Origin of the sequence: Nonomuraea sp. NPDC049141 (assembly GCF_040648415.1) — a bacterium.
GTDB lineage: Bacteria > Actinomycetota > Actinomycetes > Streptosporangiales > Streptosporangiaceae > Nonomuraea.
The window spans coordinates 20,697-37,557 of record NZ_JBEZDR010000039.1 but is presented as its reverse complement, the minus strand read 5'-3'; the positions used below and the strand labels follow the sequence as shown (position 1 = coordinate 37,557).

Annotated in this window: 18 protein-coding genes; 8 read left to right on the top strand and 10 right to left on the bottom strand. The window is 69.2% G+C overall.

All coding sequences use genetic code 11. The annotated features are described in order from the left end of the window. Window positions 1–24 precede the first annotated feature (24 nt). Genes AB0B91_RS60985 through AB0B91_RS60975 form a run of 3 tightly spaced genes read left to right on the top strand, consistent with a single transcriptional unit; the run spans window position 25 to window position 2,867 of the window. Window positions 25–1,278, top strand: a complete 1,254-nt coding sequence (locus AB0B91_RS60985) for a zinc-dependent metalloprotease (protein WP_358341800.1) — start codon at window positions 25–27, stop codon at window positions 1,276–1,278. Continuing rightward, window positions 1,275–1,835 carry an NUDIX domain-containing protein gene (locus AB0B91_RS60980; protein ID WP_358341797.1) on the top strand — a complete coding sequence of 187 codons (561 nt, stop codon included), beginning with the start codon at window positions 1,275–1,277 and terminating at the stop codon, window positions 1,833–1,835. The genes AB0B91_RS60985 and AB0B91_RS60980 overlap by 4 nt, the downstream gene beginning before the upstream one ends. Window positions 1,836–1,871: 36 nt before the next feature. After that, window positions 1,872–2,867: an endonuclease/exonuclease/phosphatase family protein gene (locus AB0B91_RS60975; RefSeq protein WP_358341794.1), complete on the top strand. Its 996-nt coding sequence runs from the start codon at window positions 1,872–1,874 to the stop codon at window positions 2,865–2,867. Here the strand turns inward: AB0B91_RS60975 and AB0B91_RS60970 are convergent. The 3 genes from AB0B91_RS60970 to AB0B91_RS60960 form a co-directional block, all read right to left on the bottom strand. Then, window positions 2,854–3,438 (bottom strand): DUF2064 domain-containing protein, encoded by a 585-nt coding sequence (locus tag AB0B91_RS60970; RefSeq protein WP_358341791.1) that lies wholly within the window; start codon window positions 3,436–3,438, stop codon window positions 2,854–2,856. The genes AB0B91_RS60975 and AB0B91_RS60970 overlap by 14 nt on opposite strands. Beyond that, a complete protein-coding gene (locus AB0B91_RS60965) occupies window positions 3,435–3,950 on the bottom strand; it encodes a M48 family metallopeptidase (RefSeq protein ID WP_219539286.1) in 516 nt (171 codons plus the stop codon). Before AB0B91_RS60965 ends, AB0B91_RS60970 begins: the two co-directional genes overlap by 4 nt. 68 nt (window positions 3,951–4,018) lie before the next feature. After that, entirely contained in the window at window positions 4,019–4,798 is a 780-nt protein-coding gene (locus AB0B91_RS60960) for an enoyl-CoA hydratase-related protein (protein WP_358341788.1), read from the bottom strand. An 85-nt stretch (window positions 4,799–4,883) separates the two neighbouring features. On the opposite strand from AB0B91_RS60960, the gene AB0B91_RS60955 reads away from it, so the two are divergent. Further along, window positions 4,884–6,086, top strand: a complete 1,203-nt coding sequence (locus AB0B91_RS60955) for a thiamine biosynthesis protein ThiF (RefSeq protein ID WP_358341785.1) — start codon at window positions 4,884–4,886, stop codon at window positions 6,084–6,086. Then, window positions 6,083–7,417, top strand: a complete 1,335-nt coding sequence (locus AB0B91_RS60950) for an AarF/UbiB family protein (RefSeq protein WP_358341782.1) — start codon at window positions 6,083–6,085, stop codon at window positions 7,415–7,417. The genes AB0B91_RS60955 and AB0B91_RS60950 overlap by 4 nt, the downstream gene beginning before the upstream one ends. 46 nt (window positions 7,418–7,463) lie before the next feature. On the opposite strand, the gene AB0B91_RS60945 is transcribed toward AB0B91_RS60950, so the two are convergent. Genes AB0B91_RS60945 through AB0B91_RS60935 form a run of 3 tightly spaced genes read right to left on the bottom strand, consistent with a single transcriptional unit; the run spans window position 7,464 to window position 10,846 of the window. Further along, window positions 7,464–8,600, bottom strand: coding sequence for a mandelate racemase/muconate lactonizing enzyme family protein (locus AB0B91_RS60945; RefSeq protein WP_358341779.1), 1,137 nt, complete (start codon window positions 8,598–8,600; stop codon window positions 7,464–7,466). Beyond that, window positions 8,597–9,499: a dihydrodipicolinate synthase family protein gene (locus AB0B91_RS60940; RefSeq protein ID WP_358341776.1), complete on the bottom strand. Its 903-nt coding sequence runs from the start codon at window positions 9,497–9,499 to the stop codon at window positions 8,597–8,599. Before AB0B91_RS60940 ends, AB0B91_RS60945 begins: the two co-directional genes overlap by 4 nt. Before the next feature lie 3 nt (window positions 9,500–9,502). Then, window positions 9,503–10,846, bottom strand: coding sequence for an MFS transporter (locus tag AB0B91_RS60935; RefSeq protein ID WP_358341773.1), 1,344 nt, complete (start codon window positions 10,844–10,846; stop codon window positions 9,503–9,505). A 283-nt stretch (window positions 10,847–11,129) separates the two neighbouring features. Here AB0B91_RS60935 and AB0B91_RS60930 point away from each other — a divergent pair, with 283 nt between their 5' ends. Then, window positions 11,130–11,795: a GntR family transcriptional regulator gene (locus AB0B91_RS60930; RefSeq protein ID WP_358341770.1), complete on the top strand. Its 666-nt coding sequence runs from the start codon at window positions 11,130–11,132 to the stop codon at window positions 11,793–11,795. 184 nt (window positions 11,796–11,979) lie between these two features. Here the strand turns inward: AB0B91_RS60930 and AB0B91_RS60925 are convergent, their stop codons facing one another. Then, window positions 11,980–12,651, bottom strand: a complete 672-nt coding sequence (locus AB0B91_RS60925) for a TetR/AcrR family transcriptional regulator (protein ID WP_358341767.1) — start codon at window positions 12,649–12,651, stop codon at window positions 11,980–11,982. Between the two features lie 69 nt (window positions 12,652–12,720). Here AB0B91_RS60925 and AB0B91_RS60920 point away from each other — a divergent pair, with 69 nt between their 5' ends. Continuing rightward, a complete protein-coding gene (locus AB0B91_RS60920; protein WP_358341765.1) occupies window positions 12,721–13,320 on the top strand; it encodes a hypothetical protein in 600 nt (199 codons plus the stop codon). A gap of 280 nt (window positions 13,321–13,600) precedes the next feature. Further along, a complete protein-coding gene (locus tag AB0B91_RS60915) occupies window positions 13,601–14,608 on the top strand; it encodes an ATP-binding cassette domain-containing protein (RefSeq protein WP_358341762.1) in 1,008 nt (335 codons plus the stop codon). A 222-nt stretch (window positions 14,609–14,830) separates the two neighbouring features. Here AB0B91_RS60915 and AB0B91_RS60910 read toward each other — a convergent pair whose 3' ends face one another. The 3 genes from AB0B91_RS60910 to AB0B91_RS60900 form a co-directional block, all read right to left on the bottom strand. After that, window positions 14,831–15,100: a WhiB family transcriptional regulator gene (locus AB0B91_RS60910; protein ID WP_358341759.1), complete on the bottom strand. Its 270-nt coding sequence runs from the start codon at window positions 15,098–15,100 to the stop codon at window positions 14,831–14,833. Window positions 15,101–15,227: 127 nt separating this feature from the next. Further along, entirely contained in the window at window positions 15,228–15,491 is a 264-nt protein-coding gene (locus AB0B91_RS60905) for a hypothetical protein (RefSeq protein ID WP_358341756.1), read from the bottom strand. A gap of 113 nt (window positions 15,492–15,604) precedes the next feature. Next, on the bottom strand, window positions 15,605–16,474 hold the full coding sequence (locus tag AB0B91_RS60900; RefSeq protein ID WP_358341753.1) for an acyl-CoA thioesterase II: 870 nt from the start codon (window positions 16,472–16,474) through the stop codon (window positions 15,605–15,607). Between the last annotated feature and the right edge of the window lie 387 nt (window positions 16,475–16,861).

Here is a 16,861-nt window from a genome sequence, read left to right as displayed (position 1 = left end):
CTCCATCCTGCACGAGGTAGAGCGGTGACTGACCTGCCAGGTCGCGAAAACGACCCCAACGAGAACCCGTTCGCCATGTTCGGCAACCCTGAGCAGATGGCTCAGGCGATGCGCCAGTTCGCCGACATGCTGTCGGCGCCCCAGGGCTCCGGCCCTGTCAACTGGGACATGGCCAAGAACATCGCCCGTCACGCCGTGGTCGCCGAGAGCGATCCGAGCGTCATGGAAGGCGAGCGCCGCCAGATCGTGGAGGCGCTGCGCCTGGCCGACCTGTGGCTGAACGAGGCGACGACACTGCCCAGCGGCGTGTCCAACCCGCAGGCGTGGAGCCGGTCCGAGTGGATCGAGAACACCGTCCCCGTGTGGCGCACGCTCTGCGAGCCGATCGCCGCACGCATGGTCGAGACCATGGGCGGCGCGCTCGGCGGCGCGGGCCTGCCTCCGGAGGCCCAGCAGATGGCCGGGCCGCTGATGGGCATGCTCAAGCAGATGGGCGGCATGATGGTCGGTCAGCAGATCGGCCAGGCCCTCGGCTCGCTCGCCCGCGAGGTGATCGGCACCACCGACATCGGCCTGCCGCTGTCCGACACCGCCGCGCTGCTGCCCGGCGGCATCGCGTCGTTCAGCGAGGGCCTGGAGCATCCCGCCGACGAGATCCGGCTCTATCTGGCGCTGCGCGAGGCCGCGCACCACCGGCTGTTCCAGCACGTGCCGTGGCTGCGGGCCAACCTGCTCGGCGCCGTCGAGGAGTACGCCAGGGGCATCACGGTCGACACCTCGGCGCTCGAAGAGCAGATCCGCGGGCTCGACATCAACAACCCGGAGGCCATCCAGGAGGCGTTGAGCGGCGGCGCGCTGCTCAAGCCCGAGGAGACCGAGCGGCAGAAGGCCGCGCTGGCCCGCCTGGAGACCATGCTCGCCCTGGTCGAAGGCTGGGTGGCCACCGTGGTGGACGACGCCGCGGACGGCAAGCTGCCCTCGGCCGTCGCCCTGGCCGAGACCGTACGACGGCGCCGCGCGACCGGGGGCCCGGCCGAGTTGACCTTCGGCACGCTCGTCGGGCTGGAGCTGCGGCCCAGGCGGCTGCGCGAGGCGGCGACGCTGTGGCGGGCGCTGAAGGAGGCGCGCGGCATCGACGGGCGCGACGCGCTGTGGGGCCACCCCGACCTGCTGCCGCAGGCCGACGACCTCGACGACCCCGACGCGTTCATCCGCGGCGAGGCCGCCTGGGACATCTCCCAGCTGGACGCCAAACCCGACGAGGACGACCAGAGTTGAGCCTGCGCCACGACGCGGTGGCCGTGCTCTCCGGCTGGGCCGCGCCCACGCCCGGCGAGGAGTCACTGCGCACCGAGTTCCTCGATCACCTGCGTACGCACGACGACGCGATGCTGCGCGAGTGCGTGCCGGGGCATCTCACCGCGACGACCGCGGTGCTGTCGCACGACGGCGAGCGGGTGCTGCTGACGCTGCACCCCAAGGCAGGCATGTGGCTGCCGATGGGCGGTCACTGCGAAATTTCCGACACCTCCCTGGCGGGGGCCGCGTTGCGCGAGGCGGTGGAGGAGTCTGGCATTTCCGGCCTGGAGCTGTTGCCCGGCCCGCTGGCCGTCGACAAGCACCAGGTCTGGTGCCATCCCCCGTACAGCTGGCATCTCGACGTGGAGTACGCGGCCGTGGCGCCCGCGGACGCCGAGGCGGTGATCAGCGAGGAGTCCCTCGACCTGCGCTGGTTCCCGCTCGACGAGATCCCGGAGCTCTCCGATGAGGCGACCCGCCGGTTGGCGGCACGTGGCCGCGTGGCGCTTACGGCGAATACACGCGCGCTCGGTTAGAGTCCGCCTGGGCTTGTACCGTTCCAAGGGGGCAATGTGCACACCTCAGCCGAAGACTCGGTCGGCGGCACGATCGTTACGCCCCCTCGGAAACGGCGCAAATTCCCCACCACCACGCTGGCCTGGCTGGCCGTGACCCCGTTCGCGGCCTGGGCGGTGACCAGGGTGGCGGGCCTCGAACGCGGCTCGCTGGCCACCCAGCTCATGACCGCCACACCATACGCCGCCGCGGGCTCGGTGGTCCCCCTGATGTTCGCCGCGCTCACCCGCAAGCGCGCCGCAACCGCGGTGGCGCTGCTCACGACGACCGCTCTCGGCTTCGCGGTCCTCCCCCGGGCCCTCGGTACGGCGGACGCCACGGTGGGCCGGCCGTTCCGGGTGCTCACCATCAACATGCTGTTCGGCAGGGCCGACCCGGAGACGATCGTCGGCCTGGTGCGCCGGTTCGACCCGGACGTGCTGAGCACTCAGGAGCTCACGCCCCCCGGCGTCGAAGCGCTCGACGCGGCCGGGCTGTCCAGCCTGATGCCGCACCGGGTGCTCCAGGATGAATGGTCCGCGAGCGGCAGCGGGCTCTACTCCAAGCATCCGCTCAAGCCGCTCTACAACCTGGTGCCGCCGATCGGGCACAACATGCCCGCGGCGATGGTCTCGCTGCCCGGCGGCAAGCCGGTCGAGTTCGTGGACATCCATCCGTTTCCGCCGCTCGGCCCCCAGGTGACGAACTGGATCGAGGCCCTGGACGACCTCCCCGCCGCCTCTGGCGACACCGTGCGGATCCTGGCGGGCGACTTCAACGCCACGCTCGACCACACGCCCATGCGCCGACTGCTCTCGCGCGGCTACAAGGACGCTGCCGACCAGGTCGGGGCCGGGCTCATCCCGACCTGGCCGGCCAACAAGCGGGTGCCGCCGATCATCACGATCGACCATGTGCTGGTGGACCAGCGGGTGGGCGTGAAGGAGGTCAGCGTGCACACCGTGCCCGACACCGACCATCGGGCGGTGTTCGCGGAGCTCAGTGTGCCTTGAGCAGTGCCCTGAGGTTGTCCCAGCCCTCCAGTCCGGGATCGAGGCGGGTGACGTCTTCGGGGGTGCGCAGGCGGTGCCAGCCGGGGCCGGTGGCCACCATGCGGCGACCGGGCGCCTGGGCGCGCAGGGTCGTCACCGGGTCGGGGTCGTCGAGATCGGGATCGGCCCATCCGGGCATGGGCAGGCCGCAGGCCAGCGCCACGGCTCCGCCGTCCTCGGCCGGGCAGAGCGTGATCTGGGCCCGGCCGAGCTCGCGGAAGAGCTTGCCGACCAGCAGGGGCGGCAGGTCGGGCGCGTCGGCGCCGATCACCACGGCCTGGTCGCCGGCGAACCGGCCCATGATGGCCCTGAGCGGCTCGCCCTCGTCGATCATGATCACTTCGGTGCCCGGCCAGACGATCTCGTCGAGGCCGGGAACGCTGGTGACCAGGACGGGGGTGACGAGTTCGAGGCCGGCGACCATCTCGTAGGTGTCCTCGGCCATGGCCTCCAGGAACTCGTCCGGGTCCACGCCCTCAGGGGCCGCCTGCGCCATGCTCTGCCGTACGAGAACCGCGGCGATGCGCGTCAACACTCCTCCGGTGCCGTGTGGGCTGCGGCGGAGAATCCTTCGAGGAACCCGCGCGCCCGTTCTGCTTTGGGATACTGTTCGACCAGCGCCCAGAACCTGGCGCCGTGACTGGGAACGAGCAGATGAACGAGCTCGTGGATGATCACGTAGTTGATGACCCACTCAGGGAGACCCTTGAGGCGGGTCGAGATCCGGATCGTGCCGTTCTCCGGGGTGCATGATCCCCATCGATGCTGCTGATTGTCCACCCAGCGCACGCTGTCCGGCATGGCCCTGCCGTTGAGATACTTCGCCGACAGCTCCTTGGCCCGCTCCAGGAGGATTTCGTCGGTCGGTCTTCGCCGGCTCTCCTTGGCCGCGAGCCGATCGAGCATCCGGCTCACCCATTCATCAGCGTCTTCGCCGCTCAGCCAGGCGGGCAGGAGCACGATCGTCTTGTCGCCGTCGCGGTAGGCGGAGACCGTACGCCGGCGACGAGAACTGCGACGGACCTCGACTGTCTCGGGGGGCACATATGCACGGTAGCCGAGACTGGCGGAATTCCACAGAGGGGGAGACGTTGTTTCTGCTGGTCAGATGATTAAGACCCGGTGAATTTGGGCATGCGCCTTTCCCGATGCGCGGCCAGCCCCTCGATCATGTCGGCGGATGCCATGGTCACCGGCTGGGCGAGGGACTCCCAGCGCAGCGCGGCTTCCAGGTGTGGATGATCCTGGTTCAAGGCGACCTTGGTGAGTCTTGTGGCAATCGGGGCGTTCTGTGCGATCGCCTGGGCGAGGGCCTCTACTTCCGCCAGCAGGTCATCTTTCGGGAAAGATTGATTTACCAGACCTTTAATCGCGGCTTCCCGTCCCGTGACCGTGCGGCCGGTGAGCAGCATCTCCCTGCCGAGGGCGCCCGCCCGCTTCGGCAGCAGGTACGTGGCCGCCATCCCGGGGTGCAGACCTAGCTTCGTGAACGGGACCAGCAGCTTGGCGTCGTCGGCGGCGTACACGAGATCGCAGGCCAGCGCCACGCACAGGCCCGCCCCCACCGCCGGGCCGTTGACGGCGGCGATGGTCGGCACCTCCAACTCGGTGATGGCCAGCCAGGTGCGGTAGAAGGCGAGCATCCGGTCGCGCAGCTTCGGCACGGTCTCCGCGCCGCGTTCGCCCAGCCAGGACAGATCGCCGCCGGCGGAGAACGCGGTGCCGGCGCCCGTGACGATCACGCAGCGGACACCGGTGTCGCTGGCCAGGTCGGCCATGGTCTCGCGCCATTCGCCGGTCATGCCGTCCGTCATGGCGTTGCGCCTGTCGGGGCGGTTGAGGGTGATCAGTACGGTCCCGTCGTCTCTGCGGTCCACCAGGAGTTCGTTCATGAAGGGAGCGTAACGGCGGAGGGTTATCCACAGGCGGCTCGTAAGGTGCTCGGGATCTTGGATCGGGGTGGCAGGCTTGCGCGCCATGAGGCCACGTGTGAAACCCGCGCTCCGGCGGATCGTCCGTGACGAGCAGACCTTGCAGTTGGGGGCGCATCCCCTGCGTTCCGTCCTGGTGACGGGCTCGGAGCACCAGTGGGTGGCGGGGCTCGACGGGACGCGCGATCTGGGGCAGGTTCTGTATGACGGCGCCGCCGTGGGACTGGGCGAGGCGGCCTGCCGGGCGCTGCTGGATCGGCTCGCCGAGCGGGGGGTGCTGGATGACGCGGCGGTCCCGCCCGTCCGTCTTTCCCTCGGTGAGCGCGATCGTCTGGCTCCCGATCTGGATGTCCTCGATCTGGCCGGTGGCGGGGCCGAGGTGTTCGCGCGGCGGCGGCGGGCGCGGGTCCGGGTCCACGGGGCCGGGCGGGTGGGTGCGCAGGTGGTGGGGCTGCTGGCGGCGAGCGGGATCGGGGCGATCCGCGTCTTCGACGAGGGTCCGGTGCGGCCGTGTGATCTCGCGCCTGGTGGGCTGACGTGGTCGGAGCTGGGGATGAGCCGCCAGGACGGGGCGGTGGCGCTCGCCCGACGCCTCACCTCCGGCGGCCCGCCGCCCCAGGACACTCCGGCCGGCGACTCCGCGATTCCCGGGACGGCCTTGATGCCGGCGACGAACGCGCAGGCCGGTGGCCCTTACCTGGGCGACGGCTACGACCGTCCCGATCTGGTGGTCCTGGCACCGGTCGCCCCGCTGGACGGTGTGCTGGTCAACGAGTTGACCGCTCTGGGCATCCCCCACCTGCTCGTGTCCGCCTTCGAGGGCCACGGTTCCGTGGGGCCGCTCGTCCTTCCGGGCGAGAGCGCCTGCCTGCACTGCCTCGACCTGACCAGGCGCGATGCCGACCCCGGGTGGCCCATCGTCACCGCGCGGCTGGGCGGCTATCCGCCCGGCGAGATCGCCTGCGACACGACCATGGCCACGCTGGTGGCGGCCTCGGCCACGGGCCACGCGCTCGCTCACCTCGACGGACGCGACCCCGTTGTGACCAATGGCACATTGGACATCATGCCTGATTGGCGATGGAAAACCAGGTCATGGACACAGCATCCGCAATGTCGTTGTATGCGAAACCATCCTTATCGCCCAGAATGGTCATGTCAGTCACCAGCAATGGGCACTGACGATGGGTCTGGGGAACCTCGAAGGGGGGAAGCGGTGTCTCAGCCAGGATGCCGCGCATCAGTGTGAGCGATCTGCCGCGCCGCGCCGTAACGCGTTCCGCCAAGCTTGCCACCCTTCCACTCGGCTTCGCCGGCCGTGCCGCCCTGGGGCTCGGCAAGCGGATCGGCGGCAAGCCCGCCGAGATCGTCGCCCAGGAGATCCAGCAGCGCACGGCCGAGCAGATCTTCAAGGTCCTCGGCGAGCTCAAGGGCGGCGCGATGAAGGTCGGGCAGGCGCTGTCCATCTTCGAGGCGGCCCTTCCTCAGGAGATCGTCGGGCCCTATCGCGCCACGCTCACCAAGCTGCAGGAATCGGCCCCGCCACTGCCGGTCGCCACGGTCCACAAGGTGCTCACCGAGCAGCTCGGTGACGGCTGGCGAGACTACTTCGAGTCGTTCGACGACCGGCCGACCGCCGCCGCCTCGATCGGACAGGTGCACCGGGCGGTCTGGCACGACGGCCGCGACGTGGCGGTGAAGATCCAATATCCGGGTGCGGGCAAGGCCCTGCTCGGTGACTTCACCCAGCTGGCGCGGCTGGGCAAGCTCTTCGGCGTGATGCTGCCCGGCCTCGACATCAAGGCGGTGCTGGCCGAGCTCCGTGAGCGCATCGCCGAGGAGCTCGACTACCTGCGCGAGGCCGAGGCCCAGCACGCCTTCGCGGTAGGTTTCCAGGACGACCCCGACTTCCACGTCCCCGACGTGGTCGCCGCCAACGAGATGGTGCTGGTCACGGAGTGGATGGACGGCACTCCCCTGTCCCGCATCATCGCCGACGGCACCAAGGAGCAGCGCGACCGCGCGGGCCTGCTCTTCGTCCGCTTCCTGTTCTGCTCACCGGCCCGGGTCGGCATGCTGCACGCCGACCCGCACCCCGGCAACTTCCGCATGCTCGACAACGGCAAGCTGGGCATCCTCGACTTCGGCGCCGTCAACCGCCTGCCGGACGGCTATCCCCGGTCCTTCGGCCAGCTGACCCGCATCTTCAACCAGGGCGACATGGACAGCGTGGTCGCGGGGCTGCGTGCCGAGGGCTTCATCCGTCCCGACATCGAGGTGGACGGCGACGCCCTGCGCTCGTTCCTCTCTCCCTACGTCGAGCCGACGGCGGTCGAGGAGTTCACCTTCAGCCGCGAATGGTTCCAGGCTCAGGCGGCCAGCGTCACCGACCTTCGCCCCACGAACGTGGTCCGCCAGCTCAACCTGCCGGTCTCGTACGTGCTCATCCACCGCGTACACGCGGCGGGGGTCGGCGTCCTCTGCCAGCTGGGCACCACGGCGCGTTTCCGCGACGAGGCGATCCGCTGGGTTCCGGGCTTCGCCGACGACCCCGAGGACGAGGCACTGCCGGTGAGCTGAGCTGGGAGCGGGGCCCGCCGTCGTGATCCACGACGGCGGGCGCCGGTCACACGTAGCCGGTCGAGCCGTCGGGGCGGATGGGCAGGACGCGTCCCCAATGGACGTAGTCGTCCGCCTTCAGCGCCGACTCGTCGATCTCCACTCCCCAGCCGGGCCGATCCGGGCGCAGTTCCAGATACCCGTCCACAGGCAGGTACGGATCCGGGCACCAGGTCGTCTCGTCGGGTTTGTACTCCAGCAACTTGAGCCCGTGATGCGTGGCGGCGAAGTGCGCGTTCACCGCGGTCGCCAGCGGGCCCATCGGGTTGTGCGGGGCCACGCTCACGAAGTGCGCCTCGGCGATGGCCGCGATCCTGCGCATCTGCGCGAGGCCGCCGACCACGCAGATGTCCGGCTGGACGATGTCGGCGCCACCCGCCGTCAGCAGGGCGAGGAAGTCCTGCGGCAGGAAGAGCGACTCGCCGGTGGCCAGCGGCACGTCGAGCTGGGAGCGCAAGTGACCCCAGGCGGGGATGTACTCCGGCCGGATGGGCTCCTCGAACCACAGCGGGTCGTACGGGGCCAGCGCGTTCCCGAGCTGGATCGCCTGGCGCGGCTCGAAGATCCGGGCGTGCCCCTCGAAGGCGAACTCCCACTCGGGCGGACTGATCGAGCGGATCTCGGCGAAGTAGTCCGCCGCCTCCCGGCAGAGGTTGCCCCAGCGCCCGGCGTACAGGTCGCGGCGGTACGGGCTGAGTTTGAAGGCGGTGAACCCGTACCGCTCGTTCAGCGACTGGGTCAGGTCGCGGCAGGCCGGCGGATCGGGGGCGGTGTAGACGCCGCAGTAGACCGGGACGCGGTCGCGTACCTGCCCGCCGAGCAGCATGTACACCGGCAGCCCCGCGGCCTTGCCGGAGATGTCCCACAACGCCTGGTCGATGGCCGCGATCGCGGCCAGCCCGATCGCGCCCGGCGGGAACCGGGCCTCCTGGATCAGCCTGCGCACCACGTATTCGACCCGCCGCGGATCGACGCCCTCGATCTGCTGGAACATGTACTCCAGCACCGGGATCAGCGCGTGGTCGGGGCCGTGGTTGTACGCCTCGCCCCAGCCGGACACCCCCTCGTCGGTATCGATCTTCACGAGCAGGCGCGGGCGCTCTCCGACGCGCTGCATGTAGGTCTTCAATGCGGTGATCTTCATGTCTGCCCTCCCCAGGTCGCCAGCACCGAGGCCACTTCCTCCCGTACGGCGGGCGGCAGCAGGCGGCTCGGCGGGCGCACGTCGCGGCGGCACAGGCCGAGCTGAGCCAGCGCCTCCTTGACGACCGACACGTTGTCGGCCGAGGCGTCCGCGCCGCGCAGTTCCTCGAACCTCCTGATCAGTTCCCATACCTCCATGGCGGCCGGGAAGTCGCCCGCGCGCAGGGCGTCGCGCATCCGCAGCGTCAGCTCCGGTGCCGCGGTGACCAGGCCGGAGGTGAAACCGCGCGCGCCGACCGCCCAGTACGCCGGTGTGTACGGCTCGGCCAGCCCGCACAGCCAGGCGAACCGGTCCAGTCCGCCATCACGGGCGACCGAGGCGAAGCGCACCGGGTCGGGGACGGCGTACTTGACGCCGATCACGTTCGGGCACACCTCGCCGAGGCGCGCCACCTGCGCCCCGGCGACGCGCGGGCTGCGGATGTAGGGGACCACACCCATGTCCGGGACCGCGTTCGCGATCTCGCGGTGGTAGTCCACCCAGCCCTCCGCCGACAGGTACGGGTGGACGGGCTGGTGCACCATCACCATGCGTACGCCGTGGTCGCGAGCGTGCCGGGCGGCCTCGACGGCACTCCCGACGTCGAGGCCGACCCCGGCGAGCACGGCGGCGTCGTCCCCGGTGGCGGCCACGGTGGACTCCAGCACCCGGCGCCGCTCGTCCGGGGTGAGGGCGTAGAACTCGCCGGTGTTGCCGTTGGGCGTGATCACGTTGACGCCCGCCTCGACGATCCTCCGTATCAGCTTGGCGTTCGTGTCGAGGTCGACGGAGCCGTCCGCGTCGAAGGGCGTCACGGTGACGGCCACGACGTCGGCCAGCTTCTCGGTCAGGTCGAGCATCGATCAACCCCTGCTCTCTGCGGGCCCAACCGGAACCGCGCCCTCGTTGAGCGGCCGGATCTTCACCACGAACCCGTAGATCAGCGTGCCCAGGATCGCCATCGCGCCCGCGAAGAGCATCGGCCCGGTGTAGGAGTTGCCGCTGAAGGTCAAGAAGACGCCGATGAGGATCGGGCTGATGATGTTGCCGATCTGCGAGCCGAAGTTCTGGAAACCGGCGACCGAGCCGACCACCGTGGATGACGGGGCCACCTCGGCCGGCAGGCTGAGAATGGCCGCGCCGGCGAAGGAGTGGGCGCAGTTGCTGATGGACAGCAGGACCATGACGGCCACGTTCCCGGGGACGAACGTCGTCAGCGCGATCGTGGACGCGAGCAGCATTCCGCTGATGATCGGGATCTTGCGGGCCCGGGCGATGGGCACGCCACGCCGGACCAGCCAGTCGGAGAAGGCGCCGCCCGCGATCGTGGCGCCTATCCCGAGCACGGCCGGGATGGAGCCGAACACCCCGAGCTGGAGGATGGTGAAGCCCCGGTCCTCCACCAGGTAGCTCGGATACCAGGTGAGGAAGAACGCGCCGGTGGCCGAGCGGCAGATGTAGCCGAACACCAGCCCCCACACCGTGGGATAACGCAGCAGGGACAGCCAGCGCATCGGCGGGCCGGTCTCGGGCACGGCCGCATCGCCGGCCTCGATGTAGTCGAGCTCCGCCTGGGAGATCTTCGGGTGCTCCTGCGGCGCACGGTAGATCATCAGCCAGCCGATGACCCACACCATGCCGGTCAAACCGATCACGACGAAGGCCGCACGCCATCCGAAGGCGGCGATGAGCCCCGTGACCACCGGGACGGACAAGGCGACGCCGACCTGTTGCCCGGTGTCGAACAGGCTGGAGGCCAGCGCGCGTTCCCTGCGCGGGAACCAGGCGGAGACCACCTTGATGTTGGAGGGTTGCACCGGGGCCTCGCCCATGCCGAGGCCGAGCCGGCAGATTATCAGCGTGCCGAACCCGTGGGCCAGCGCGGTGGCGGCCGTCCAGAGCGACCACCACACAACGGCGATCGGATAGATCACCCGCGGGCCGAAACGATCGAGCAGCCAGCCGGAAGGCAGCTGGAAGATCGCGTACGTCCAGAAGAACGAGGAGAGCAGGATCCCTTTCATGGTCTGGTCGAAGCCCAGGTCTCGCTGCATGTACGTGCTGGCGACGCTGAGGCTGGACCGGTCGAGGTAGGCGATCGCGAGACCGGCGCCCGAGAGCGCGACGATGGTCCAGCGAAGTCGGGACCGTGCGGGCCGCGCTGTCGCGGGGACGGTCTGGGCGGGCATTGCCGAGTTAGACTGCATTCAAGCTCCATGCTGCAGGTCAGTGCAGTGGCCACGCCGGACCGGCCGGAATGCGTTTCCGGCCACGCCGCGCCAACGGCGTTCCCGGGGTCCGTGCGGTCCGGTGTGTGGTTCAAGGAAGCGGAGCCGTTGTGCCGGTGTGGTCCGTGTCCTCGGGCCACACCGGACGACCCCGTCACGATCTCCCTTCTCGGTACGGGGAAGTCCCTGAAGTCCTAATTCACGCGACTGTAACCTAGATTCCGGTCATATACGAGATGCGATGTAAGATATCTTTGGGGCCATGAGCGCATCACCGGTGTTCGCCGGACAGGCCAGGTCCATGTCCTCGCGGGGCACGGTCGCCCTGGAGGTGATCAAGCACGCGATACTGACCGGCGCGCTGCAACCCGGCCAAGCTCTGGTCGAGACCGAGCTGGCCCAGCAGCTCGGCGTGTCGAAGACCCCTGTGCGCGAGGCGCTCAAGACCCTCGCGGGCGCCGGGCTGGTCACCATGAGCGAGTACAAGGGCGCGTCGGTGCGTCAGGTCGACACCGCCCTGATGGAATCGGTCTACGACCTGCGCCTCCTGCTGGAGCCGGAGGCGCTGTCCCGTACGGTCCAGCGCGGAACGGATCTCACCCCCGCCGCCGAGGCGCTGCACCGCGCCGACGAGGCCGCCGACCGGGCCGATCGCAGCCTGGCCAACCGCGACTTCCACCGCGCGTTGTACGCGGGCTGCGGCAACCCCCTGCTCGTCAGCACCCTGGACGCCCTCCGCGACCAGACCGCCCTGATCTCCGCGGCGGCCTGGGTTCGGGTGCCGACCTGGGAATCGGAGGCCGAGGAACACCGTCGGATCCTCCAGGCCGCCCAGTCCGGCTCCGCCCCCGAGGCCGCCGCCCTGCTGCGCGACCACATGAGCTGCTTCGTCGACCGCGTCAAGGACAGCGGCGGCCTGGAGGGATAGAAGTCTCGACCGGCAGAGACCGGTCGAGCTCCCGGGCGGCAGACCGGCCAGGACCTTCCCGACGGCGAGTCCATCACGATCGGCTGGGCATGGGCGCTCCCGCTCAGCCGATCAGGGCCGATCGGACAGCGGCCGATCGGACAGCGGTCAATCGAGCAGCAGCCGATCGAGCCGAGACGGTCGGTCAATCCCCGTCCGGTTGGCGCATGCCTCTGAGCAGGGTGCTCACCCCGTCGGCGAGCACGCGCCCGCCCTCCTCCCGCGAGTCGATGAACCAACCGGGCAGCGGGCTGCGCAACGAGCAGGTGAGCTCGATGCTGACGAGACCGTGGATCGTGGTCCACACCAGGTATGCCATCCGGGTGGGCTCCGCGGAACCCGCCATGGCCTCCGTAAGCAGGCTGAACGTCCGCCCAAGCGCTTCCTGCCGCAGCTCGGGCGAAGGGTCGAAGTCCGGCAGCGGCCGCTCGAACATCAACGCGTAGAGCGCCGGATCAGCCAGCGCGAACTCCCGGTATCCGTAGGCCACCGCCATGATCCGCTCGAACGACCCCGCGTGATGGTCGAGCAATGTGTGACTGTCGAACGAGGCGCGACCGTCTGAGGCGTGAGCATCGATCGAGCCCAGCAGCATCTCTTGCAGGACGTCGAACCCGTACCGATAAACCGCCTCCAGCAGCCCTGCCCGCCCGCCAAAGCACGTGTAGATGCCCATCGTGGACGTCCGCGCCTCCTCAGCGACGCGCCTGAGCGTCAGGTGCGGCGCCCCTTGCTCCCGGAGAACGCGAACAGCCGCCTCCAGCAGATCGCCACGCAGCTCGCCGACTTCTTTCGAGGTGCTTACGTCTCTCGGCACCCTCTCACCCTAGCGGCTCATAACGCGCATGATAACGAGCGTTATCGCCTACCGAGAAGGGACTCCGAGATGCGTTCATCGGCTCTCTACCGGGCCACCGCCACGGCCGGGTTCGCCTGCGCTGTGCTGCTGGTGGTCAACGTCCTCCGCCGCGCCGGCCTGCTGCCGGAAACCACACTCACCCACGCCATCGCCCCCTTCGGGGCGTTGACCGGCTTACTCGCGATCACCGGCCTCTACCTGCTCATTCGCGGCACGGCCGGCACCCTCGGCCTGATCGGCTACCTGCTCAACGCCGCCGGGCTGGCCGGGGCCTACGCGATCGAGTACACCCTGCACTACGTCTTCCCGCTCCTGGGCGCCACGGCGGTGAACGGGCTGCTGGCCGGAGGCACCGGGCGGGCGTTCCTCGTCACTTCGGTCGTACTGCTGGCGGGGGTGGTGACCTTCAGCGCGGCGGCCCTGCGCGCGGGCACGCTGCCGGCCCTCGCGGTCGTGCTCTACGCGGTCGGCATGATCCCCGGGGCGCTGCGGAACATGGTCCCGGTCCCGGTCTACCTGCTCGGCCTGGTGGTGGCGGCGGTGGGAATCGCCTGGATGTCGGCCCGTCTCTGGTCGGCCCAGGAGGAACCGGCGCTCCTTCCCGCCGGACGGCGAATGACCGCTTAGTCCGCCAGTGAGCCTCGGGTCTGGTCCCCGGCCTCGGCAGAAGGCCGGGGACCGGACACCAAGGCCGTCCAGCCCAGCCTGGACTCCAGTCACGACAGCGGCTCGGCACCCTCGATGCGGTGAAGCGGGCGCTCATCCGGCTCTTGATGAGCTCATCGCCCCAGCCATGGACAGCGCGCGGACGGTAGGCCTAGCCCTACCAGCAAGATGGGAAAGTACGTCCTGCGCGGTGGGCGCACACCCATCGAGATCGGCCGGCCGAGCGGCGAGGCTGGCGACCGTGATCGAAGTCAATGAACTGACCATGAGATACGGGGACAAGGTCGCCGTCGACGACCTGACCTTCACCGTGAAACCGGGGCTGGTGACCGGCTTCCTCGGCCCGAACGGCGCCGGTAAGTCCACCACCATGCGGGTCGTCCTTGGCCTGGAGGTGCCCAGTGCGGGCAAGGCGCTGGTGAACGGCCGCCCATATGCTTCGATCCCCCGCCCCATGCGGTCGATGGGGGCGCTGCTCGACGCCGGGGCGGTGCACGGCGGCCGCAGCGCGTACGCGCACCTGGCCTGCCTGGCTCGCAGCAACGGCATCGGCCCCGCCCGCGTGAGCGCCGTCCTCGACCAGGTCGGCCTGTCGGACGTGGCCGGCAAGCGGATCAGCGGCTTCTTGCTCGGCATGCGCCAGCGCCTGGGGATCGGCGCGGCGCTTCTCGGAGACCCAGGGGTGCTGATGCTGGATGAGCCGCTGAACGGGCTGGACCCGGAGGGCATCCGCTGGCTGCGCGACCTGCTGCGTTCTCTGGCGCGCGAGGGCCGTACCGTACTGCTGTCCAGCCACCTGATGAACGAGATGGCGCTCAGCGCCGACCACGTCATTGTCATCGGCCAGGGCCGGCTGATCGCCGACACCGCCATGAACGCCCTGGCCGAGCACGTCAAGGGCGACGTGCTGGTCCGCACGCCCCACCCGGAGCAACTCACCGCCGTCATGCGCGCGCACGGGGCGACGGTGGTGGCCGAGGACGACGGCGCCCTGTCCGTCCGTGACCTGGACGCGGCCCGGATCGGCGTGCTGGCGCTGTCCGCGGGAATCGCGCTGACGGAGCTGGCTCCGCGCGGCGCGTCCCTGGAGGAGGCGTTGGTGAGTCCGGCTACGAATAACGGCCGGGCGCTGGATGCGCCCGGCCGCTCACTTACTCAGACCGTCACTCACGCGGTGCGAATCAACGGGAGATCCTGCGCCGGCGGCAGGATCTTCCGTCTCAGACCTCCTGGCTCAGAGCCCGGGTGAGGCGCTCATTCGCCCGCTCGACACTGCGGCGTGCACGCTGCACACGACGGATGCGCGTCGCGAGACGTTGCTCCTCGGCCTCGCGGTGGAGCGTTTGTATTCGGTCGTTTACCAGTTCATGGGAAAGATACGGCACTTTGAGACTCCCGGTGGAGAACGGATTCATCTGTCTGTCTGCTTTCTGCTCGTAGCGATTGGGGGTTGGGGGTTAGGGGTTAGGGGTTAGGCAGCGACCGGGTGCTTCCGCGGACGGCCGCGGGGCCGCTTGCGCGGAACGACGGTTCCCCGGAGGATCAGTTCGCCGCCCCAGACGCCCCACGGCTCCTCGCGCTCGAGCGCGCGAGCCAGGCAGGCCTTCTGGATCGGGCAGCTGCCGCAGAGCGCCTTCGCGAACTCCACGTCCTCCGGCGACTCGGCGAACCACAGGTCCGGGTCGGTACGACAGGGGATCTTGGCTTCGTCGATCAGGTCCATGATCGTCTTCGCCCCCATCACGTTCTCCTTTTGATCGATCTTTTTGATCTTGGTCGGGCACCTCGTGGGTGGTTGGGGGATCACGGACAAACAAAGAGGCCGCGGATCCTGTTTGCGGATCCGCGGCCTGGAGGTTATGTACCGGTCAGGTTGTGACCGGTATATCCCTCCAGGGATGCGGACCGCGCAGTCCACCCTTGGGGTTCTGCTGGGTCGGCAATTCACTGCCTGCGACGTAGACAGGAGCGATCGGTGCGGCCACGCCATAGTGGGCGTGCGTGAACGCGGCGGGCTCCTGGCGACGGGCAGACTTCTGGTGCCGTAGCTTGGCCGGCCCATCGACGAGCCTCACCAGGTCACGGCATGCGAAGGCGAGCCACTGCGTGGCCGACATCTTGATGCTGATCACTGGGACTCACCTCCACTCATGAGATCGTCAGACAGGACCTGTCCGACTCGCTTGACCATGACCCTAAACCGGGAACCGAAGAACCGGCAACATATTTTCTACCTGCGATGTTGTTACTTTTTCACACGGATCATGGCCTCCTGAACGACCGACACGACGAGGTCACCGGACGCAGTGAACATCTCACCGCGCGCTAGCCCCCTCGCGCCCCCGGACCAGGGTGACTCATGTGCGTAGAGCAACCAGTCGTCCGCCCTGAACGGCCGGTGGAACCACATCGCGTGATCCAGCGAGGCTCCCACGACATCGGAGGCGCCCCACGCCATGCCGTGCGCGAGCAGGATCGTGTCGACCAGCGTGAAGTCGGACGCGTAGGCGGCCAGCACCACGTGCAGCAGCGGATCGTCGCCGAGCTCCGCGTCGTAGCGGAACCACACGTTGGTCTCGGCGCTGCGCAGCTCGGGGTTCTGGAACGCCTCCCACGTCAGGGGCGAGGCGTAACGCGCGTCGACCGGTCGCGGCCGGCTCAGCCACTCCTTGTATTCGGAGTTGACGCCGACGATCTCCGTCATCCGCTCCTGGAAGGTGGGAAGCGTCTCGGGATCGGGCACGGCCGGCTTCACGGACGCCTGGTGCTCGACGCCCTCCTCGAAGATGTGGAACGACGCGGACATGGTGAAAATGGCCTTGCCATGCTGGATCGCCTGGACCCTGCGCGTGGTGAACGACCGCCCGTCACGCAGCCGCTCGACGTTGTAGACGATCGGGATGGACGGGTCGCCGGGGCGGATGAAGTAGGCGTGCAGCGAGTGCACGTTCCGGTCGGGCGGCACGGTACGCCCGGCGGCGACGAGTGCCTGCGCGGCCACCTGGCCACCGAAGACCCGCTGGATCCGCTCCTCCGGGCTACGCCCGCGAAAGATGTCGAGCTCGATCTGCTCCAGGTCCAGCAGATCGAGCAGCTCCTTCAACGCCTCGTTCACAATCCCCCCAAACAGCAACCATTGGCCCCAAGTCTGGCGTGCTCCCCAACCTCCCACCAACCCGGTACCTATCCCAAAGGCTGAGCAGGAGTAAGTCCTGTTGCCAGGACTCATACTCAGCCGCCCGCCCGCCCGAACGGTCGTGGGCGCGCTGGTGCCCATGTTCTGGCCGCGTCCGGGCTGCAAGGATCGAGCCCGTGATCCGTGGTCCGTGGTCCGGGTCCAGGGTCCCGGCACGCGGAGACGGGGTCCCTCGCGCCCAATCGTCTCCGATTCGGCCTGGATGCTCCGATTCCCGCGACGATCACTCTGGTCGTCGTGAGGCGGTGTCGTCGGGGCAACGGACGAAGTATCCGGGCAGAGAACCCACGGACCTGGCCGATCGAC